This window comes from Pseudofrankia coriaricola (genome assembly GCF_001854805.1).
In the GTDB taxonomy this organism is placed as follows: Bacteria; Actinomycetota; Actinomycetes; order Frankiales; family Frankiaceae; genus Pseudofrankia.
Window position 1 is genome coordinate 1 of sequence record NZ_MBLO01000017.1, and the last position, 21154, is coordinate 21154.

The 21154-nt window shown below is 73.6% G+C and carries 19 protein-coding genes and 1 rRNA gene; 3 read left to right on the forward strand and 17 right to left on the reverse strand.

What is annotated here, in order from left to right:
- The 9 genes from BCD48_RS03570 to argC form a co-directional block, all read right to left on the reverse strand.
- Positions 1-135, reverse strand: a 16S ribosomal RNA gene (locus BCD48_RS03570); the annotation flags it as partial.
- A gap of 480 nt (positions 136-615) precedes the next feature.
- The gene (locus tag BCD48_RS56360) at positions 616-1518 is read right to left on the reverse strand and encodes a DNA-3-methyladenine glycosylase (protein ID WP_491677108.1); all 903 of its coding nucleotides are present in this window, start codon (positions 1516-1518) and stop codon (positions 616-618) included.
- Between the two features lie 62 nt (positions 1519-1580).
- Positions 1581-3050, reverse strand: a complete 1470-nt coding sequence (gene argH / locus BCD48_RS03580; protein ID WP_071046790.1) for an argininosuccinate lyase — start codon at positions 3048-3050, stop codon at positions 1581-1583.
- Between the two features lie 339 nt (positions 3051-3389).
- Positions 3390-4085 carry an arginine repressor gene (gene argR / locus BCD48_RS03585; protein WP_241841485.1) on the reverse strand — a complete coding sequence of 232 codons (696 nt, stop codon included), beginning with the start codon at positions 4083-4085 and terminating at the stop codon, positions 3390-3392.
- A gap of 124 nt (positions 4086-4209) precedes the next feature.
- The gene (gene argF, locus BCD48_RS03590; protein WP_071046791.1) at positions 4210-5199 is read right to left on the reverse strand and encodes an ornithine carbamoyltransferase; all 990 of its coding nucleotides are present in this window, start codon (positions 5197-5199) and stop codon (positions 4210-4212) included.
- 61 nt (positions 5200-5260) lie between these two features.
- Positions 5261-6499 carry an acetylornithine transaminase gene (locus BCD48_RS03595; RefSeq protein WP_083418121.1) on the reverse strand — a complete coding sequence of 413 codons (1239 nt, stop codon included), beginning with the start codon at positions 6497-6499 and terminating at the stop codon, positions 5261-5263.
- A complete protein-coding gene (gene argB, locus BCD48_RS03600) occupies positions 6496-7548 on the reverse strand; it encodes an acetylglutamate kinase (RefSeq protein WP_071046792.1) in 1053 nt (350 codons plus the stop codon). Before argB ends, BCD48_RS03595 begins: the two co-directional genes overlap by 4 nt.
- Before the next feature lie 229 nt (positions 7549-7777).
- A complete protein-coding gene (argJ, locus tag BCD48_RS03605) occupies positions 7778-8935 on the reverse strand; it encodes a bifunctional glutamate N-acetyltransferase/amino-acid acetyltransferase ArgJ (protein ID WP_071046793.1) in 1158 nt (385 codons plus the stop codon).
- Positions 8936-9023: 88 nt separating this feature from the next.
- Positions 9024-10103, reverse strand: a complete 1080-nt coding sequence (gene argC / locus BCD48_RS03610) for an N-acetyl-gamma-glutamyl-phosphate reductase (protein ID WP_071046794.1) — start codon at positions 10101-10103, stop codon at positions 9024-9026.
- A gap of 137 nt (positions 10104-10240) precedes the next feature.
- Between argC and BCD48_RS03615 the strand changes: the two genes are divergently transcribed.
- The 3 genes from BCD48_RS03615 (at position 10241) to BCD48_RS03630 (ending at position 12220) form a co-directional block, all read left to right on the forward strand.
- Positions 10241-11089, forward strand: coding sequence for an MbnB/TglH/ChrH family RiPP precursor modification enzyme (locus BCD48_RS03615; RefSeq protein ID WP_071046795.1), 849 nt, complete (start codon positions 10241-10243; stop codon positions 11087-11089).
- Entirely contained in the window at positions 11074-11256 is a 183-nt protein-coding gene (locus BCD48_RS03620; protein WP_071046796.1) for a hypothetical protein, read from the forward strand. The genes BCD48_RS03615 and BCD48_RS03620 overlap by 16 nt, the downstream gene beginning before the upstream one ends.
- 391 nt (positions 11257-11647) lie before the next feature.
- Positions 11648-12220, forward strand: coding sequence for an SCO6045 C-terminal-like domain-containing protein (locus tag BCD48_RS03630; protein WP_083418122.1), 573 nt, complete (start codon positions 11648-11650; stop codon positions 12218-12220).
- A 52-nt stretch (positions 12221-12272) separates the two neighbouring features.
- On the opposite strand, the gene pheT is transcribed toward BCD48_RS03630, so the two are convergent.
- The 8 genes from pheT to BCD48_RS51030 form a co-directional block, all read right to left on the reverse strand.
- Positions 12273-14849, reverse strand: coding sequence for a phenylalanine--tRNA ligase subunit beta (pheT, locus tag BCD48_RS03635; protein WP_071046797.1), 2577 nt, complete (start codon positions 14847-14849; stop codon positions 12273-12275).
- A 4-nt stretch (positions 14850-14853) separates the two neighbouring features.
- Complete coding sequence (gene pheS, locus BCD48_RS03640) at positions 14854-15948, reverse strand: phenylalanine--tRNA ligase subunit alpha (protein WP_071046803.1); 1095 nt, start codon at positions 15946-15948, stop codon at positions 14854-14856.
- Positions 15949-16356: 408 nt separating this feature from the next.
- Complete coding sequence (locus tag BCD48_RS03645) at positions 16357-17529, reverse strand: sensor histidine kinase (RefSeq protein ID WP_083418123.1); 1173 nt, start codon at positions 17527-17529, stop codon at positions 16357-16359.
- The gene (locus tag BCD48_RS03650) at positions 17526-18530 is read right to left on the reverse strand and encodes a TrmH family RNA methyltransferase (protein ID WP_241841486.1); all 1005 of its coding nucleotides are present in this window, start codon (positions 18528-18530) and stop codon (positions 17526-17528) included. The genes BCD48_RS03645 and BCD48_RS03650 overlap by 4 nt, the downstream gene beginning before the upstream one ends.
- A 104-nt stretch (positions 18531-18634) precedes the next feature.
- Positions 18635-19027, reverse strand: a complete 393-nt coding sequence (gene rplT, locus BCD48_RS03655) for a 50S ribosomal protein L20 (RefSeq protein ID WP_071046798.1) — start codon at positions 19025-19027, stop codon at positions 18635-18637.
- Between the two features lie 315 nt (positions 19028-19342).
- On the reverse strand, positions 19343-19537 hold the full coding sequence (gene rpmI, locus BCD48_RS03660) for a 50S ribosomal protein L35 (RefSeq protein WP_071046799.1): 195 nt from the start codon (positions 19535-19537) through the stop codon (positions 19343-19345).
- Between the two features lie 171 nt (positions 19538-19708).
- Complete coding sequence (gene infC, locus BCD48_RS03665; protein ID WP_083418125.1) at positions 19709-20260, reverse strand: translation initiation factor IF-3; 552 nt, start codon at positions 20258-20260, stop codon at positions 19709-19711.
- A 611-nt stretch (positions 20261-20871) separates the two neighbouring features.
- Positions 20872-21154: hypothetical protein (locus BCD48_RS51030; protein ID WP_157910426.1), on the reverse strand; the 283-nt coding region annotated here is incomplete at its 5' end.

Here is a 21154-nt window from a genome sequence, read left to right on the forward strand (position 1 = left end):
AGTTATTCCAGAGCCTGGGGCAGGTTGCCCACGTGTTACTCACCCGTTCGCCGCTGACCCGAAGGTCCGCTCGACTTGCATGTGTTAAGCACGCCGCCAGCGTTCGTCCTGAGCCAGGATCAAACTCTCCATCGATGCTCTAAAACTCCCTCGATGGGAGAAACCCCGACAAAATATGGACACAGATCCGTAGATCGTCCATCAAATGCCAAAGGAACCTTACAAACCCCCACAGACAACACCAGCACCAGACCATCCAGGCCCGACACCAGCACCACCCGCGGAACGGGGTCAAAATATGGCACTGACTTCTATGGCACGCTGTTGAGTTCTCAAGGAGCGGACGCATGAACCAGATCCACACCAACGGTGTGGACACCGGCGCTTTGACTCGCTGATCAGAAGACCAGATGGATCGTGTCAGCCTGCTCCGATTGCTCGGCGACCGCCACGTCCGGCGTCCCCTTCGGGATGCTCCCGGCGCTAGCTGTCGGATCCGCTCGAACCTCACATGTGGGGCTCGGCGTTCCGCCTGTTCCGGCGCCGTGTAGAGAACATTACGGTCGAGCGGCGGCAAGCGTCAAACGCAGACGACCAAAATCGATGTGAGCTGTGTCACAGCATCGGCGACCCGACTGGACGATGTTGGCTGGTATGGGAGTCTGGTTGGCCGGGCTTGGTCCGCATCCCACTACGGCGATGGGACTTCGGCGGATCGCCTAGGCTTCGGCCGCCTTCGGACCGCCGGCCGTCTTCCGCTCGTCCAACGGCTTGGGGCTGCCCAGCGGCATCGGGCCCGCGGGGCGCCGGGGCCCGATTGCTCACCGTCGGGTTCCCCGCCAGCCACAGCCGCCACGGCAGGTCGTGGGCCGCCCGCACGCCGACGCGCGGTCCTGTCAGCACGCTGCCGATGCCGCCCTCGGCCCCTGGGCCCGGCCCCTGCTCGACGATGATCGGTCCGCCGCCCGTCACAGGCGAGCCGGTCAGGGATCCGTCGACGCCCAGCACACGCGCCAGGCGGCCGGGGCCGCGGGCGAGGTCCCGATCGGTCAGCCGGGGCGCACGCGCACGCGCCACGTCCAGCCCGTCCAGGACCTCGCCGGCGCGCACCAGCACCGCGGCCGCCCAGCCGGCCGGCTCGCAGACAAGGTTCAGGCACCAGTGCATCCCGTAGATGAAGTACACATATGCCCGCCCGGGCGGCCCGAACATCACCTCGGACCGCGGCGTCGGTCCGCGCGCGGCATGCGAGGCCGGATCGTCCGTCCCGCCATATGCCTCGACCTCGGTGAGCCGCACGCGGACCGGCCCATGCCGGACCGTCGCGCCGAGCAGGTCCCGCGCCACGGTCAGCACGGGCCGGACATAGAACTCCTCAGGCAACGCCCGCCCGGCGGGTGTGGCCGCCGGCGGCTCACCTGCCGGCGGCTCGGTCTGCCCTGTCCGCGCTGTCTGCCCCGCCGGCACCGGCGACCCCGGTGCCGGCCCAGGCGACGTCGCCGGGCCCAGCCGCGCCACGGCGGCCTCCGGCACCGCCTGAGGGGCGCCGTCAGGGCGCGGCCCGGCGCCCGGGCCGGTCGTCAGCCGACGCCCCACGCCCGGTCGGCGGCGAGCGTGCCGCGCAGAGCCGCGATCTGGTCGCGCACCCGCGCCGGCGCGGTCCCCCCGGGCGCAGACCTGGCATCGAGGGCCCCCGCGACCGACAGCACCGCCCGCACGTCGGGCGTCAGCTCGGGGCTGATCTCGGCCATCCGCTCGTCGGACACCTCGTGCAGGTCGGCCCCCTCCACCACGCACCAGGCGACCAGCGCGCCCACCGCCTCGTGCGCGGACCGGAACGGCACCCCGCGCCGGACGAGGTACTCGGCCACGTCGGTGGCCAGCGAGAACCCGTCCGGCGCCGCGGCGGCGAGCCGCTCGGCCCGCACCTTCATGGTCGCCACCGTTCCCGTCACTGCCGGCAGCACGACGAGCAGGGTGTCGACGGCGTCGAACACCGGCTCCTTGTCCTCCTGCAGGTCACGGTCGTACGCGAGCGGCAGGCCCTTCAGCGTCGCCAGCAGGCCGGCGAGGTGGCCGATGAGCCGGCCGGACTTGCCCCTGGCCAGCTCACCGACGTCGGGGTTCTTCTTCTGCGGCATGATCGAGCTGCCGGTGGCGAAGGCGTCGTCCAGTTCCACCCAGGCGAACTCTCGGGTGGTCCACAGCACCAGCTCCTCGCCGAGGCGGGACAGGTGTACGCCGATCATCGCCGCGGCGAAGAGGAACTCGGCGGCGAAGTCGCGGTCCGAGACGGCGTCGATCGAGTTGGCGAACGCCCGGTCGAAACCGAGCTCGGCGGCGACGCCCTCGGGGTCCAGCGGCAGCGACGAGCCGGCCAGGGCACCGGCGCCGAGAGCGCAGACGGCCGCCCGGCGGTCCCAGTCACGCAGTCGGTCCACGTCGCGGGCGAACGCGTGCACGTGGGCGAGCAGCTGATGGCCGAACGAGATCGGCTGGGCGTGCTGAAGGTGGGTCATCCCGGGCGCCGGCGTGTCGACGTGCGCCTCGGCGACGTCGACGAGGGCCTCGGACAGGCCGGTCACGGCCGCGGCGACCTGGCGGGCGGCCGCGCGCAGGTAGAGGCGCAGGTCGGTCGCGACCTGGTCGTTGCGGCTGCGGCCGGCGCGCAGCTTGCCACCGAGGGTCCCGAGCCGCTCGATCAGGGCGCGCTCGAGCGCGGTGTGCACGTCCTCGTCCTCGACGGTGGGCAGGAACCGCCCGGCCGCGACGTCGGCGGCCACCTCGTCGAGCGCGCCGAGCATCGCGGCGAGCTCGACCTCGTCGAGCAGCCCGGCGCGGTGCAGCACCCGGGCGTGTGCCTTCGACGCGAGCAGGTCATACGGGGCGAGCCGCCAGTCGAAGTGCACGCTCACCGAGAGCTGCGCGAGTGCCTCAGCCGGCCCGCCAGCGAACCGCCCGCCCCACAGCCGCAGCGGCGCTCCCCCGGCCTCGCTGGCCTGGCCGGCCTCCCGCGCCGTCTCGCCCGGGCTGCCGCCGGTCGTCTCCACCTCAGTTGCTCCCTACGTCACGCGACTGCCTGCGTCGCGGCCTCGTCTGTGTCTCACGGCGTCTCACGGCGCTCGTGTCTCACGGCGCCGCGTATAGCGCGTGTCACGTCGATCGGCGTGACACGGACGTTCGTACTCGTGGCTGCCCTCGTCGCCCGGCCGCTGACGGTGACCAGCAACCCGTGACCAGTAACCAGTAACCGATGACCTCGGCCGACGTCTACCTGGCCGGATGGGTGCGTTCGCGCCGACCGCTCGACGCGCCGCCCCGTGTTGCCCGGTCAGGGCCGTCCGGGCCAGTACGGCTCCGGTGGGTCAGGCCCGGCCTACCGTCTGGCGTCAGTTCACGCGGGTGGGGGCACGCTCCAGGCGCTCGCGCGTCCCCGGTGGCACCGGCACCGATACGGATCCGCCGGCCGGCGGATCCTCCTCGTCGTCCCCGCCGAGCCGGCCACGGCCCTCGGCGAGCCCGAGCAGGCGGGCGGCCAGCCGGGGCCCGGTCGGCACGGCCGCCGCCGCCGGCGCGGCCACCACCGTCGGCTCCAGCCCGCCGCGGGCCGCGGCCGGCTCGTCCTCGCCACCGGCGGGCGGCGCGAGCGCCCGGCAGACGACGAGGACCGTGTCATCGCCGGCGATGGTGCCCATGACCTCCGGCAGTGCGGCGCGGTCCAGCGCGGACGCGAACAGCTGCGCGGCGCCCGGCGGGGTGCGCAGCACGACGAGGTCGCCGTTGGCCTCCGCCGACACCAGCAGGTCCTCGCACAGCCGGGACAGCGGCAGCCGGACCGTCTCGGCCGGCGCGAGCCCCGCGTCGACCGTGTAGACGAGGGTGCCGTCCTGGCCGCGGACCTTGGTCGCGCCCAGCTCCTCCAGGTCGCGCGACAGCGTCGCCTGGGTCACCCGGACACCTTCGGCCGCGAGCAGCCGGGCGAGCTCGGTCTGGGAGCGCACCGGGTGCGCCGCGACCAGCGCGGCCAGCCGTGCGTGCCGGGCGCGTTTGGTCAGCGGCGCCGCCGGCCTCGTGCCCGATGTCATAGCACCCCTGTAGTCGTCACGATGGAGTCGGTCGCGGGGGGACCCGCCGCGAGGATGCCGGAGCCTCGACGATGCCGCGGCCTCGCGGCCATGAGGCGTGCGGCCATGAGGCTGTTTCCCGATGTCAGACGGCCGCCCCGGCGACGGTCGTCGAGGGCGCGGCGCCGTTCGGGCCGCCCGCGCCGCCGGGGCCCGCGAACAGGAAGCCGAGCAGTGCCTTCTGGGCGTGCAGGCGGTTCTCGGCCTGGTCGAAGACCACCGACCGCGGCCCGTCGATCACTGCGCCGGTGATCTCCTCGCCGCGGTGCGCCGGCAGGCAGTGCATCACGATCGCGGACGGCCCGGCCGCGGCGACGAGCGCCTCGTTGATCTGGTACGGCCGGAACGTGTCGACGCGGCCGGCGGTGCTCGGTTCCTGGCCCATGGACGTCCAGACGTCGGTGTAGAGCACGTCGGCGCCGTCGGCCGCCGCGCGCGGGTCGTTCAGGACCTCCACGGCGCCACCGGTACCCGCGCCGATCTCGGTGGCCTGGCGGACGACGTCCGCGTCCGGTTCCATGCCCGGCGGGGTGGCGATCCGGATCCGCATCCCGGCCATCGCGCCGGCGAGCAGCAGCGAGTGCGCGACGTTGTTGCCGTCACCGACATAGGTCAGCGTCACGCCGGCCAGCGAGCCGAACGCGCCGCGGATCGTCTGCAGGTCGGCGAGCGCCTGGCAGGGGTGAGTGAAGTCGGACAGCGCGTTGACCACCGGCACGGAGGCGGCGGCGGCCATCCGGTCGACCCGCTCCTGGCCGAAGGTGCGGATGACGATCGCGTCGACGTAGCGGGACAGCACCCGCGCCACGTCCTCGATGGACTCGCGCTGGCCCAGCTGAACCGTGTTGGCGTCCAGGACGACCGGATGGCCGCCGAGCTCGGCGACGCCGACCTCGAACGACACCCGGGTGCGGGCCGACGGCTTCTCGAAGATCAGCGCGACCGACGCGCCGGCCAGCGGGCGGCCGGCGGCCGGGGAGCGCCGCGTCGCCTTCAGCCGGTCGGCGGAGTCCAGCACCGACGCCTGCTCGGCGGGCGTCAGGTCGCTGTCCAGGAGAAAGTGGCGGATCGTCATGGGCTGACCTTACGGTTCGGGCGCCGACTGAACGCCGGCTGGATCTTGGGCCCCTTCGGCATCAGGAGGCCTGTTCCGCCCCGGCGGTGGCGATGCCGGGCAGGGCCGCGAGGAAGGCATCGGCGTCGGCGTCGGTGAGCACGAGCGGCGGGGCGAGCCGGACGGTGCTCGGCGCGATCCCGTTGACCAGGAAGCCGGCGGCACGGGCCGCGGTCTCGAAGGCGCCGGCCGTCGGCGTCGACAGTTCGATCGCCCGCCACAGGCCCGCGCCACGCACCCCGGCGACACCCGGAACGCCCGCCGCCGCCGCGGCCCGGATGCCGTCGGCGAGCCGCTCGCCGACCCGCGTGGCCGACGCCAGCAGCCCGTCGGACTCGATGGTGTCGAGGACGGCGAGCGCGGCCGCGCAGACGACGGGGCCGCCGCCGAAGGTGCTGCCGTGCTCGCCGGGGCCCAGCAGGCTCCCGGCTGCGCCGAGGCCGACGCAGGCCCCGATGGGCAGCCCGCCGCCGAGCCCCTTGGCGAGCGTGAGGACGTCGGGCAGGACGCCCTCGTGCTGGTGGGCGAACCAGGCCCCGGTCCTGCCGATGCCGCTCTGCACCTCGTCGAGGACCAGCAGCGCCCCCGTCTCGTCACACAGCGCTCGCGCGGCGGCCAGGTAGCCGGGCGGCGGCGGGATCACGCCGGCCTCGCCTAGCGTCGGCTCCAGGAACACCGCGGCGGTGCGCTCGCTGATCGCGTCCTTCAGCGCCGCGGCGTCGCCGTATGGGACGAACCGCGCGCCGGGCAGGAGCGGCTCGAACGGCGCCCGCTTGCCGGGCTGGCCGGTGATCGACAGTGCCCCGAGCGTCCGGCCGTGGAACGAGCCGTCGGTAGCGATGATCTCCGTGCGGCCCGTCTTGCGGCTGATCTTGATCGCGCACTCGTTGGCCTCGGCGCCGGAGTTCGCGAAGAACACCCGGGCGTCCGTGCCGACCAGGGCCACCAGCCGCTCGCCGAGCAGCACCTGCGGCTCGTTGACGTACAGGTTCGACGTGTGGCCGAGCTGGGAGAGCTGGGCGGCGACGGCCGCCCCGACGGCCGGGTGGGCGTGGCCCAGGGCGGACACGGCGATCCCGGCGAGGAGATCGACATACTCCCTGCCGTCGGCGTCCCACACCCGGGTGCCCTCGCCGCGGGTGAGCGCTACGACCGGCCGGCCGTAGGTGCCCATGATGACCTTGTCCCGCCGGTCGAACAGATCGGGCCCGGCCGCGCTGACGGCGTCGGCGGCCGGCGGGACCGCGGTGGTCGTAGTCACTGGAGGCCTCCGGTCTTGGTGGTCATGGTCGGCGCGGTCGCGGCTGGCATGGTCGCGGCTGGCATGGTCGCGGCTGGCATGGCGGGCCGGGGCATCGCGGCGGGATCCGCCCCCTTCGCATCCGGGGTGATCAGGGTGCCGACGCCCTCGTCGGTGAAGATCTCCAACAGGACGGCGTGCGGCACCCGGCCGTCAAGCACGTGCGCCTGCGGCACGCCGCCCTGGACGGCGCGCAGGCACGCCTCCATCTTCGGGATCATCCCGGCGGTGAGGCTGGGCAGCAGCGCCTCGAGCTCGGTGGCGTCCAGCTCGCTGATCACCTCATCCGAGTCCGGCCAGTCGGCATAGAGGCCGTCGACGTCGGTGAGCACGACGAACTTGGCCGCGCCGAGGGCGACGGCGAGCGCCGCGGCCGCGGTGTCGGCGTTGACGTTGTAGACGCCGCCGTCCTCGCCGCGGGCGACCGTCGCCACCACCGGGACCTTGCCCGAGTCGAGCAGCGCGTTCACCGTCTCCGGAGCGACCTCGACGACGTCGCCGACCAGGCCGATGTCGACCTCCTCGCCGTCGACGATCGCGCCGCGGCGCCGGGCGGTGAACATGTTCGCGTCCTCGCCGGACAGGCCGACGGCGAACGGGCCGTGGTTGTTGACCAGGCCGACGACGTCCCGGTTCACCTGGCCGACGAGCACCATCCGGACGATCTGCATCGTCTCCGGGGTGGTGATCCGCAGCCCGCCGGCGAACTCGGACTCCACGCCCAGCCGGTTCAGGTGCGCGGTGATCTGCGGGCCGCCGCCGTGCACGACGACGACCCTGATCCCGGCCAGCCGCAGGAACACCACGTCCTCGGCGAACGCCTCGCGCAGCGCCGGCGTCGTCATCGCGTGGCCGCCGTACTTGATCACGACGGTGGCGCCGTGGAACCGGGCGAGCCAGGGCAGGGCCTCGACGAGCACCCTGGTCTTCGGCAGCGCCGCGTGCCCGCGCGCCCGCGCCGGCCCGCCCGCCCGCGCCGCCGCGCCGCCGGCGCCGTCCATAACCGTCATGACCCCTTCTTCCAGAAACCTGTCTTTTTCTTCCAGAAACCTGTCTTTCGCGCTTACCCCATGTCTTCGCGGAGTCCGGCACGGCGCAAGGCCGCAAGCGAAGCGAAGCGGACTTGTGACGGGCCGGACGGAGCGAAGACCGTGAGCGGAGTCCGTGCACGGCCCGGAGGTCACGACCGCCGCGAAGCAAGGTCGTGGCCGTAGGGCCGTGCACGGACGGAGCGAACCATCAAGTTGAGTAGGCCGAGTTCTCGTAGACGTAGCCGTCGGTCAGGTCGTTGGTCCAGATCGTCGCCTCGGCGCCGCCCGCGTGCAGGTCGGCGATGATGGCGATCTCCCGGCCGGAGAGGTCGACGAGGTCGCGTGACTCGCCGGGCGCGCCGGCCCGGCAGACCCAGACGCCGTTCATCGCGACGTCGAGCTCGTCGGGCTCGAAGGCGGCGCTGGTGGTGCCGATCGCGGCGAGCACCCGGCCCCAGTTGGCGTCCTTGCCGTAAAGGGCGCACTTGAGCAGGTTGTTGCGGGCGATGGCCCGGCCGACCTCGAGCGCGTCGTCCTCGGTCGCCGCGCCGGTCACGGTGATCGCGATGTCCTTCGTGGCGCCCTCGGCGTCGCCGATCATCTGCCTGCCGAGGTCCATGCAGACCTCGGTGACGAGGGCCGTGAGCTCCTCCTCGGGCAGCGTCACGCCGGACGCACCGGAGGCGAGCAGCAGAACGGTGTCGTTGGTGGACAGGCAGCCATCCGAGTCGATCCGCTGGAACGTCAGCCGAGCCGCCTCCGACACCGCGCGGCCGAGCGTCGCCACGTCGGCGACGGCGTCGGTGGTGACGACGACGAGCATCGTCGCCAGGGACGGAGCGAGCATCGCCGCGCCCTTGCCCATGCCACCCACTGTCACGGAGCCATCAGCCGATGTCCGGACCGCCTGCTTGCTGACGGTGTCGGTCGTCCGGATCGCCTCGGCCGCGGCCGGGCCGCCTTCGGCGGACAGGTGGGGAACGGCCCGTGTCACGCCGTTGAGGAGCAGATCCATCGGCAGCCGGACACCGATCAGGCCGGTCGAGCAGACCGCGACGTCGCCCGCGCCGATCCCGAGCGCCTTCGCGACGTGCTCGGCCGTGTGGTGGGTGTCGGCGAAACCGTCCGGCCCGGTGCAGGCGTTGGCGCCGCCCGAGTTGAGCACGACCGCGCGCAGCCGCCCGTCGGCCAGCGCCTGGCGGGTCCACTGGACAGGCGCGGCCTGCACCCGGTTGGTGGTGAACACGCCGGCCGCGGCGTCCGACGGCCCGTCGTTGACGACGAGCGCGACATCCGGACGCCCGGACGGCTTCAGACCAGCCGCGGCACCCGCGGCCCGGAAGCCCTTCGGGGCGGTGACGCTCACGGGCGTTCCTCATTTCTTCGAGAGCACGATCTCCGCGGGCGCGGGCGACGACGCCTCGCGCGGTGGGACGGCCGGGACGGCCGGGATGTCAGGGGGCGAGGCCGGTGACGGGCAGGCCCGTGGTCTCCGGCAGGCCGAGCATCAGGTTGGCGCACTGGATCGCCTGGCCGGCGGCGCCCTTTGTGAGGTTGTCGATCGCCGAGACGACGACCACCCGGCCGGCCTCCTCGTCGACCGTGGCCTGCAGGTGGACGGTGTTGCTGCCGAGCGTCGCGGAGGTACGGGGCCAGCGGCCCGCCGGCAGCACCTTCACGAACGGCTCGTCGGCGTAGAACGCGCGCAGGATCCCGGTCACGAGGTCCTCGTCGAACCCGAGGGCGACGGGCAGCGCGGGCGAGGCTGCCCGCTCGGACGGGCGGGCGGTGCAGGTCGCGAGGATGCCGCGCGGCATCGGGGCGAGCGTGGTGGTGAACGACATGCGGACCACGGCGCCCGGCCCGGGCGCGGCGGCGGCGACCCTGGTCAGCGTCTGGACGATCTCCGGCCGGTGCTGGTGACGGCCGACCTTGTAGGCGGTGACGTCACCCATGACCTCGGAGCCGAGCAGGTTCGCCTTGGGCGACCGGCCGGCGCCGGAGGTGCCGCTGGCCGCCACGGTGACCAGGTCGGACGGGTCGATGACGCCGGCGACGATCAGCGGGGCGTACGCCAACGCGACCGCCGTGGGATAGCAGCCGGGGGCCGCGACGCGACGGGCGGCGGCGATCTCGGCGCGGGCGCCGGGGATCTCCGGCAGTCCGTAGGTCCAGGTGCCGGCGTGCGTGCCGCCGTAGGCCTTCGCCCAGGCCGCCGGGTCGGCGAGGCGGAAGTCGGCGCCCAGGTCGACGACCTTGACGTCCTGGGGAATGGTCGCGGCGACGGCCGCGGACTGGCCGTGCGGCAGCGCGAGAAAGACGAGGTCCGCGCCGGCCGCGACGGCCGTCTCCATGTCGACGAAGTCCCGGCCCGCCAGGTCCGGCAGGTGCGGGTGTATCTCGGCGATGTCCTGGCCCGCGTTGCTGTGCGCCGCGACCGCTCCGATCTCGATCTCCGGGTGCCCGAGCAGCAGGCGCAGAAGCTCGCCGCCGCCGTACCCGCTCCCGCCGATGATCGTCGCTGTCATGCCCATGGCCGCAATTCTATGCACGCATCCGTATGGACATCCAGCTTTTTTCGCGGCTCACCGCAACCGTGGGTGGGCTGACGGTCCGGTCGGGTCGCGGACAGGACGGCGCCGGCGGGTTTGGTCGCTGCGACGATCGAGTCATGACGGCACTGGCCGGATTCGGAGTGGGATGGCGGCCCGAGCTGGCCGCGGCCCTCACGGAGCGCGCCGACCTCGGGTTCGTCGAGGTGATCGCGGAGAACGTCCCGCTCGACCGGCGCGGACGGCCAACGCGGTCCGGATCCGCGCCGACAGACCTGGGCGTGCCCGTGGTGCCCCATGGAGTCGGGCTCTCCCTCGGCGGCGCCGAGCCACCCGCCCCGGCCCGCGTGCGCCGGCTCGCCGCCGTCGCCGAGGCCGTCGGCGCGCCCCTGGTCAGCGAGCATGTCGCGTTCGTCCGCGCGGACGGCCACGAGGCCGGGCATCTGCTGCCCATCCCGTACACCCGCGACGCACTGGACGTGCTGATCGCGAATGTCCGGATCGCGTGCGCCGAGCTGCCCGTGCCACTGGCGCTGGAGAACCCCGGCGCGCTGCTGCGCTGGCCGGACGACGAGCTCACGCCCGCCGACTTCCTCGCGGAGCTGGTCGAACGGACCGACGCGCTGCTGCTCGTCGACGTCGCCAACTTCCACGGCGACACGATCAACCACGGCCTCGACCCGGCCGCCACCTTCGACCGGCTCCCCTGGGAACGGGTCGCCTATCTGCACGTCGCCGGCGGCGTCACCCGTGAGGGCCGCTACCACGACACCCACCTGCACCCGGTCGGCCCGGAGCAGCTGGAGCTGCTGGCCGAGGCGGTCCGGCGGCTCCCGCCCGGACGGGCCGCCTACCTGCTCGAACGCGACGGTCACTACCCCCCGGTGGCCGAGTTCCACGCGGAATGTGAACGCGTCGTGACCGCCGCGGCCTACCCCGAAAGGCGGATGCCATGTCCGGCGCCATAGGGATCATCGGCCTGTTGGTCGCGTTCATCGCGGCGCAGGTGCTGCGTTCAACCGTCCTCGGCGGGCGGTCTCCGCGCGGCCGGCGCGGCTTCCTCGACGGGTCCGACGGGTCGGGCCCGAACGACGGCGGTCACGGCTGCGGCGGGGGCGGGTGTGGCGGCGACTGAGCCAGCCGGTCCCCCGATCGCGCGCGGCGCGGTGCCGGGCCGCGCGGCGGCGCAAGATCTCCCGATGGCCGAACCGCACGCGGAAGGCGACCGCGTCGTCGTGGCAGCGACCGACCCCGAGAGGCGGGTGTCATGATTGGCATGATCGAGATTCTGATCGTCATCGCCGTCCTGGCTGGGGGCGTGGCCGCCGTGCGGCTGCTGCGCGCCGCCGTGTACGGCCGGCGGTCGCCCCGCGGGCGGTGGCGCGGGGGATCATCCGGCGACTCCGGCGGCTGTGGCGACTCCGGCGGGGGCCATCACGGAGGCGGCCACAGCGGCGGAGGTCACGGCCACAGCTGCGGCGGCGGCCACAGCTGCGGCGGCGGGGGCGGGTGTGGCGGAGGCGGCTGTGGCGGCAGCTGAGCCGGGTGGCCGCCCTGCCGAGCCCGGCGCGGCCCGCGGTTCCACCTCGTCGTCACCTGCCGGCGCGCCGCCCGGTTCCGCCCCGGCGCCGACGGTCGACGAGGCGCGGGCTCGGCTCACGGCGCGGCAGGCCGACCTGCTCACGGCGCTGGTCGCCGGCGGCCAAGACCCGGTCGGCTTCGACCGGGGCACACTCGACGCGACCCGCCAGGCCCTGCTCGCCAAGCGCCGGGCCGGCGTCGCCCGGCGCTGGCCGGTCCTGGCGTCCGAGCGGGGATTCGCCGAGCTGTTCGACGTCTGGGCCGCCGCCCGGCCGCCCGCCGGCTCGTTCGACGACGGCCTGGCCTTCGCCCGGGCACACCCCGCGTTCCTGTCCACGGCCACCCGCGCCGAGCTGCTGTACGGCCGCGTCGGCGAACGCGGGCTCGCCGCGATCGTCGACCGATCCGAGGGCGGGGACGCCGACGGCGGGGGCACGCTGCTCGCGCTGCGCGCCCCCGGCCTTGGCACCCTCATCCTGCGGGCGCCCCACCGCCGCGCCCGCCGTTCGGGCGCGTAGGCGCGAGGCGCGCGAACACGAACACGGGTAACCGCGCGTCCGCTGGGCCCTTTCAGGCCCGAAGCGCCGCACCGGTGCGGCGGGTGGCCTCGGTAACGGCAGCGTCGCGGATGCCGTTGGCCTCCTCGGCGGTCAGCGTCCGGTCGGTGGCCCGCAGGCGCAGGCCGAATGCCAGCGAGCGCCGGCCGGCGCCGATCTGGGCGCCTTCGAAGACGTCGAACAGCGTCAACGACTCCAGCAGTTCCCCGGCCCCTTCCCGCAGCGCGGCGGTCACTTCCGTCACCGGGATGGCGGCCTCGACGACCAGCGCGACGTCACGGTCGGCGGGCGGGTACGGGGAGATGACGGGTGCCTCGACCGGGCCGCGCCGCAGCGCCGCCGCGAGCAGCTCATCGAGGCCCAGCTCGAAGGCCACCGTCCGTGGGGGCAGACCCGCGGCGCCGATCACCCGCGGGTGCAGCTCGCCGGCGTGCCCGACCAGCTCGCCGTCGGCCCACAGCGCCGCGCACCGGCCCGGGTGCCAGGGCGCATGCTCGTCGGCGGTGGCGGTCAGCTCGACGCCGACCGCGCGGGCGGCGGCGTGCGCCGCCTCGACGGCGTCGGCCCAGTCGGCCGGCCGGCCCTTGGCCAGCGCGCCTCCGCCCGCCGAGCCGGCCACGGCGTGCCCGGGCAGGACCGTGGCCGGCTCGCGCAGACCGGCGAAGACGCCGGCGACCCGGCGCGGCTGCTCGGGCAGCGCCGCGTTCAGCGCGGCGACCTCGTCGTCGGAAGGCCGCGTGAGCACCGACGGCGTCGGCACCGGCCGCGCCGGCTCGCGCAGCTCGCGGAACACCTGGCCGATCTCGAACAGGGCGATGTCCGGGTCGCCGCGGCCGATGTTGCGCGCGACCGCGTCGAACAGGCCCGGCAGCAGGGTGGTGCGCAGGTAAGCCGCGTCCTCGGCGATCGGGTTGGCGATCCGCACGGCCGCCCGCCGCCGGTCGTTGCCCGGCAGGCCGAGCAGGTCGGCGGCCCCAGCGCCGACGAACGGCAGCGTCATGACCTCGGTGAGGCCCTCATAGGCCAGCGCCCGGGCGACCGCCCTGACGTGGCGCTGCGACGGGGTGAGCCCGCGCCCTGCTGGGAGCCTGGGCAGGGTCACCGGGATCGTGTCGTAGCCCTCGAGCCTCATGACCTCCTCGACGAGGTCGGCCGGGCGGGTGAGGTCGGGCCGCCAGGACGGCGGGGTGACCAGCACGACACCCTCGTCGGCGCCGTCCTCCTCGAGGAGGCAGCCGACGTCGGTCAGCCGGCCGCGCACGCTCTCGTCCGAGTAGAGCCGGCCACCGAGACGGGTCGGCTCGGACAGCGGGAAGCGGATCGCCGAGGGCGCGCGCCGGTGGTCGACATCGGTGACGCCAGGCTCGGCCCGTCCGCCGGCGAGCTCGGTGAACAGCCGGATCGCCGCCTGGGCCGCGGCCGGGGGAAGCGCCGGGTCGACGCCGCGCTCGAAGCGCCGCGACGCCTCGGAGAACAGCCGGTGACGCCGCGCGCCACGGGCGACCACGATCGGGTCGAAGTGCGCCGCCTCCAGCACGATGTCGGTCGTCGACGGCGAGATCTCGGTGCTCGCGCCGCCCATGACGCCGGCGAGCGCGATCGGGCCCGAGTCGTCCGCGATGACCAGATCCTCGGGGTCGAGCACCCGGTCGACGCCGTCGAGGGTCAGCAGCCGCTCGCCGGCGCGTGCCCGGCGCACCACGATCGCGCCGGAGAGCTTGGCCCGGTCGAAGGCGTGCAACGGCTGGCCGAGGCCAAGCATGATCGCGTTCGTCACGTCGACGGCGGCGGAGATCGGCCGCATGCCCGACAGCGAGAGCCGCCGCGCCCAGGGCAGCGGGGTGGCGGCGGCCGGGTCCACTCCTGTGATCACCCGGGCGACATAGCGGTCGCAGGCCGCGGTGTCCTCCACCGTCACCGGGTAGCCGGCTCCCGCGTCGGTCACGCCGCCGGCGCCGGTGGAGTAGACGGCGCCGGTGGAGTAGACGGAGCCGTCGGCGTCGGCGAAGGACAGGCCGAAGGCGGTGGCCGCCTCCCTGGCAATACCGCGGATCGACAGAGCGTAGCCCCGGTCGGGGGTGATGGCGATGTCGAGCACGTCGTCGGCGAGGTCGAGCAGCTCGGCGACGTGCGCGCCCAGCGGGGCGTCGGGCGGGAGGACCATGATCCCGGCGTGGTCCTCGCCGATGCCGAGCTCGCTGGCCGAGCAGATCATGCCGTCGGAGACGTGCCCGTACGTCTTGCGGGCGGTGATCTCGAACCCGCCGGGCAGCACCGCCCCGGGCAGCGCGACCGCGACCCGGTCACCGACCGCGAAGTTGAACGCGCCGCAGATGATGCCGCGCACGCCCGCGTCCGGATCGGCCGCGGCCGATCCGGCGACGCGGACCTGGCACCAGCGGACGCTCTTCTTCTTGGCCGCGACCTCCTCGATCGCCAGCACCTCGCCGACGACGACGCCGGCGAGGCCTTGGCCGACGGCCTCGACACCCTCCACCTCGAAGCCGGCACGGATCAGCGCGTCGGCGACCGCGCCGGCCGGCGGCAGGCCGGGCACCTGCTCACGTAGCCAGGACATCAGGATCAGCATGGCCTCAGCCCTCGATTCCGAACGGGAGGCTGAACCGGACGTCGCCGTCGACGAAGTCCCGGATCTCCCGGACGCCGTGGCGCATCATCGCGGCCCGCTCCAGGCCCATGCCGAACGCGAAGCCGCTGTAACGGGTCGCGTCGATCCCGGCCGCGCGCAGCACATTCGGATCGACCATCCCGCAGCCGCCCGCCTCGATCCAGCCCTCGTCGGAGCAGACCCGGCAGGGCTGCCGAGCCGACTCGCCCCTGCAGTTGAAGCACTGCACGTCGAGCTCCGCGCTCGGCTCGGTGAACGGGAAGAACGACGGGCGCAGCCGGGTGGCCAGGCCCGTGCCGAACAGCTCGGCCGCGAACACCTCGAGCGTGCCGCGCAGGTCGGCCATCGTGATGCCCTCGTCGACCGCGAGGCACTCCAGCTGGCCGAACACAGGCGAGTGGGTCGCGTCGACGGTGTCGTTGCGGTAGGTGCGCCCGGGGGCGACGACGTAGACCGGCAGCGGGCGCGACAGCAGCGCGCGGATCTGCACCGGCGAGGTGTGCGTGCGCAGCAGCCGGCCGGAGCCCTCCGGCTCGACGTAGAGGGTGTCGTGCTCGCTGCGGGCCGGGTGGTCCGGGTCGAGGTTGAGCGCCTCGAAGTTGAACCAGTCGTGCTCGACCTCGGGACCCTCGGCTACCTCGTAGCCCATCACGACGAAGGTGTCGACGAGGCGCTCGGAGAGCACGGCGAGCGGGTGGCGGGCGCCGGCGTGGCGGCGGCGGGTCGGCATGGTCACGTCGACCCGCTCCTCGACCAGCACGCGCGCGTCGCGCTCGGCGGTGAGCTCGGCGAGGCGGGCCGTGTGCGCGTCGCGGACCGCGCCGAGCGCGTCGTTGAGCCGGCGGCCGGCGTCGGCGCGGTCCTCGCGCGGCAGCGAGCCGAGCTTCTGACGGGCGAGGACCAGCGCGGCCGAGCGGCCGTCGACGTGCGCGCCGCGCACGGCGGCGAGGTCCGTGAGATCAGCGGCGGCGGCGAGCGCGGCCAGTGCCTCGGCCACCGCCGCCTCAAGGCTGGCGGGGTCGAGCGGCCCGCCCGCGGCGGCGGGCTGCGGATCGGTCATCGTCTCGGTCATCTCATAGATTCCGGTATCAGCCTCTTGATCGGATGCATCGACTCGCTGGCAAGCAAATCATCCTTGTCTCGCACGTCGGTTCGGGCCGGGGCCGTCCCATGGCCAGAACCGGCACATCTTCCAGAGCCAGCAGGTCTTTCAGAGCCGGCCGTTTTCACTGAGCTGTCCAGCGGCCAGCAGCCTGAAGGCGCCAGATGCCAGCCCCGCGGCCGCCAGGTGCCAACCTAGACCCCCCATGGTCGAGCGAAGCTCGACATCGGGGGTCCGGGCGCAGGGGCCCCAAGGATCCGCGCCAGCGGATCCTTGGGGGAACGGGCCCCCGGAGCAATATCGCGGGCGAAGGGGAAGCTGCCCGAAGGGCAGCGAACAGACTGCACCGCCCCGTCTTCGCGGCGATCAGGTGAAGACGGGGGCCCCGGCGGGCAGGGCAAATCGGAACTCCGCGCCGCCGCTGGGCGCACGGCCGACCGTGATCGTGCCGCCGTGCGCCTCGATCAGCGCCTTGGCGATGTAGAGGCCCAGACCGGTGCCGTTGCCCCGGCTCGCTCCCCGCCAGAACTTGGTGAAGACGCGGGAGGCGTTGGCCTCCGGCACACCTTCGCCCTCGTCGGCCACGCTCACCTCGGCTCCCGTCTCCGCACCGCGCACAACGACCGTCACCGTACCTGCCCCGTGGCGCAGGGCATTGTCGACGAGGTTGTGCAGCACCTGCTCGATCTTGTCCGGGTCGATCCACATCTCCGGCAGCTCGCCGTCCTCGTGGACGACGAACCGGTCGGCCCCGGCGGTACCCGAGGCGATCTTGCCGGCGAGGACCCGGCGCAGGATGGCCTTCGGGTCGGCGATCTGCTTGCGCAGCTGGATGCGCCCGGCGTCGATCCGGGAGACGTCGAGCAGCTCGGTCAGCAGCCGGGTCACCCGGTCGGCGTCGGTGTTGACCGTGTTGAGCATGAGCTTCTTCTGCTCGTCGGTGAACCGCTCCCACTTGGCCAGCAGCGTCGCGGTGAACCCCTTCACGCTGGTCAGCGGGGAACGCAGCTCGTGGGCGACGGTGGCGACCAGGTCGGAGCGGTTGCGCTCGATCCGCTCCCGGCTCGCGGTGTCGCGCAGGCAGAGGGCGACCCGGACGAGCCGCCCGGCATCACGGGTGTAGCGGACCGTGACGTTGAAGTCGTGGTCATGCGCGGGGCCGGCGAAGGTGAGCCTCCGCTCCGGCTGGCCGGTCACCCTCGGCAGCCGGCGGCCGGGGTCGGACGCCTCCCACCAGTCGTTACCGCGTTCGTCGACCAGCGGTAGCACTTCGGTGACGTGACGCCCGGCGGCGGCGCGCTGGTCGATGTTCGTCAGGCCCGCGGCGACGGCGTTGAACACCATGACCACGCCGGCCGCGTCGGTGACCACCACCGCGTCGGGCAGGCCGTCGTAGGCCGCCGTGAGCGCGGGGGCGGGCCCCTCATCGGTGGCGGCGGACGCAGCGGCCGCGCCGGCCTGACCGGCGACATCGCCATTGGTCTCACCCGTGGCCTGCCCGCCCACGCGGGTGGGCGCCGACGTGACTGCATGGGTCACCGTCGTCCACCTCCCCCGGTGCCGTGAGTACCGGATCTGGCCATTCTGCGCGCCCGCGCGGACGCGTAAAGACACAGGGCCGTCGCGACCGCAAGATTCAACGACTCGGCCTGACCGTACACCGGTACCCGAAGCACCGCGTCCGCGGCGGTCAGGACTTCGGGTGGCAGGCCGTGCGCCTCGTTACCGAACAGCCATCCGGTCGGGCCGTCGAGCTCCCCGGCGTCGGCGGCGTCGTAAAGGTCGCGGGCGCCATAACCGGAGGTCGCGACCACGCGGCAGCCGGCGCCGCGCAGCCAGCCCAGGGCCGCGGCGAGGTCCGGCTCGACGACTACCGGCAGGTGGAAGAGGCTCCCGGCGCTGGCACGGACGCACTTGCCGCCGAACGGGTCCACGCCCTCGCCGGCGAAGACGACGGCGTCGGCGCCGGCGGCGTCCGCGGTGCGGATCACTGTCCCGGCGTTGCCCGGGTCGTTCGCGGCGACGCAGACGGCGACCAGGGCGGCGCGGGCTCGCATGCCAGGTTGTCCCGCGCCGTCGCCAGCCGGGCGACGCCCGGTGGTGCCAGGCGCGCCGATGGTGCCAGACGCGCGAGCTGTGCTGGCCGGGCTGGCGGTGCCGACGCCGGCCGGTGTGGCGGCCTCAGCGCCCGACAGGTCCGCGAGGCGGGTGCTGGGCAGCGTGGCGACGCCGACGAGGCCCTGCGGGGTGACCGTCTCGGACAGGGCCGCCGCGGCCGCGTCGGTCACGAGCCGAACCGGTAGTCCCTCGGCGGCGGCGCCGGCGACGAGCGTGCCGTGGCGGGCGCCGGCGGACTCGCCGACGAACAGCTCGACGAGCCGACCGGCGGCCAGAGCCGCCTCGACGGCCTGGAAACCCTCAGCGAGGAACAGTCCCTCGGCCCGGCGGGCCGAGGGACGTCGCAGCCTCCTGGCAGCGGCCACACTGGCCGCCCGCGGCCCCAGCGCCGCGGTGGCGCCACCGGGACGGCGGGTGTTCACCGAGCCCTTTCCATCGCCGCGACCACCCACCGCGTCTCGTCGGTCCGGTCCGGCTGGATGGAAAAGGCTCATTCCCTGCGGCACTCCGCGCGGCGGGCAGCCGCTCAGGCGGCCGATGGCTCCGCGGCGGCCTCCGCCACCGGCGGCACGGCGGCCCTGGCGACCTCGACCAGCGCCGCGAACGCCGTCGGGTCGTTGACCGCGAGATCGGCCAGGATCTTGCGGTCGACCTCGACGCCAGCGATCTTCAGCCCCTGCACGAAACGGTTGTAGGTCATGCCGTTCGCACGCGCGGCCGCGTTGATGCGGGTGATCCACAGCTGCCGGAAGTCACCCTTGCGGGCTCGGCGGTCCCGGTAGGCGTAGTTCATCGAGTGGAGCATCTGCTCCTTGGCCTTGCGGTACAGCCGGGACCGCTGGCCGCGGTAGCCGCTCGCCTGCTCGAGGGTCGTGCGGCGCTTCTTCTGGGCGTTGACCGCCCGCTTCACGCGTGCCATGAGGGCACTTTCTCCTAACGTTCTTGGTCGTCCGCCGCCGAGCTCCGAGGACGCAACCGCCCTGGGCAGGGCGGTGACCGTCCGCGGTCGACGGAGTGAGCCGCGATCCGGCCTCAGACCAGATCCGATCCTTCGAGAGTCGGGTCCGGTCCCGGTCCAGGCCGAGCGAAACTTGGCGGCGGGGGGTTCCGGGAAGCAGGATCCGCCGGGGCTCCAGCCGGATTCCGCTCACGGAATCCACGGGAGGCCGTTGCCCGGTGGACATTGCCTGGGAGGGCTACCCGGGAAAGCTGACCGAAGGGCCAGCGAACACGGTCAGCGAGCGAGCATGCGCGAGATACGACGGTTGTCCGCCGGGGCCAGCGTCACCTCGGGGTTGAGCCGCCGGGTCCGGCGGCTCGTCTTGTGCTCGAGGAGGTGCGCGCGGTTGGCCCGGCGACGCATGATCTTGCCTGACCCGGTGACGCGGAACCGCTTGGAGGCTCCGCTGTGCGGCTTCATCTTGGGCATGTTCTGTCCTGAGGTGGGTCGTTGGGAGACGGGCCGGTCACAGCCGGCCACACGGCGCGCGGGAGCGCGCCGCCCGTAGGCGACGTCGGGCCGGGGCAGGGCCGACGTCCAGGCAGCTCACCGCCCGACGACCGCCGCCGCGCGGCGTGACCATCGGGCGGTCATGACGTGTTAGACGGTTCCGGCCGGCTCTGGGGTGCGCAGCGTGCGGGCGCCCTTGTGCGGAGCCATGACCATCGTCATGTTCCGGCCGTCCTGCTTGGGCTGGGCCTCGACGTACCCCAGCTCGGCGACGTCGGTCGAGAGCCGCTGCAGCAGCCGGATACCGAGCTCCGGCCGCGACTGCTCCCGGCCGCGGAACATGATGGTGATCTTCACCTTGTCGCCGGCCTTGAGGAAGCGCACGACGTGACCCTTCTTGGTCTCGTAGTCGTGCGGGTCGATCTTCGGTCGGAGCTTCATCTCCTTGATGACCGTCTGGACCTGGTTCTTCCGAGCCTCGCGCCGTTTCTGGTCGGACTCGTACTTGAACTTCCCATAGTCCATCAGCTTGCAGACGGGCGGCCGGGCGGTCGGCGCGACCTCGACAAGGTCGAGATCGGCCTCCTGCGCCAGCCGCATGGCCTCCTGAATGGAGACGATGCCGATCTGCTCGCCCTCCGCGCCGACGAGGCGGACCTCAGGAACGCGGATGCGGTCGTTGATGCGTGACTCTGTGCTGATCTGGTTTCCTCCATGGCTCGACGCGCGGGCATGACCTCACCGCAGCGGAGCACCAAGCCCGGAAATCCCGGACTCCCGGCCGACATACTGCCCGGAGGGGACAGATCGACCGACCGGCGACCCGGCCACCTACATGGGCCGATCGGTGATCGGCCGGACCCGGCGGGTGCCGGGTGGTGGCTCGGGTGGAGGGCGAACCCCCGCTTGGCCCTGCCAAGCGCCGGAACGACCCTCGCGGGCCCGTCCTGGTGCCGCCCCGGTGAGGAGCGCAAGCGCGGCATGTGCGCTCGCTTAGCCCTACGCGCTCAGGTAACGACGCCTGGGCCGGTAACGACCGGGCTGACTGCACCCGTGCTACCGGACACCACGCTGGCGTCCCGTCCCGTAACGCACAGGAGCGATGCCCTATGCCGACCGTCGGCAGGCGGTCCGAGCCAGCGTAGCAGAACCTAGTGCAGTCGGTTTCGCTGCGCGCCGGCAGGCCGGCGGAGCTCTCGGCGTCGTTGCTGGTCAGGCCGGGTCAACCGGCTGGCGACCTCGAACAGTCGGTCTTACGTGGCCGCGGACACGCCGCCGCGAGGGCGCGGCGTCGAAGCCGGCCAGGCCGGGACCTATCGCCGCCGCCATCGGCGCGGTGTGATCCCCCGGCCGAGGCCGCGGCGCAGCGCGGCGGCGTCCAGGGGGCCGACGAACACGACGGCGGGGGCGCTCTCACCCGGGCCGGCGGCAGCGGCGCGCAACCGGACCGCGATCTCGTCGAGCCGCGCCTCACCCGCGGGGCTGTCCCCGGCCGCCGCGAGCGCGATCACCTCACCGGCCGCGCCGGTGCCGGTGACGAGCTCAGCCTGCCAGAGCCGCGCGCTCGTGGCGAGCCCGGCGGCGGCGAGCGCATCC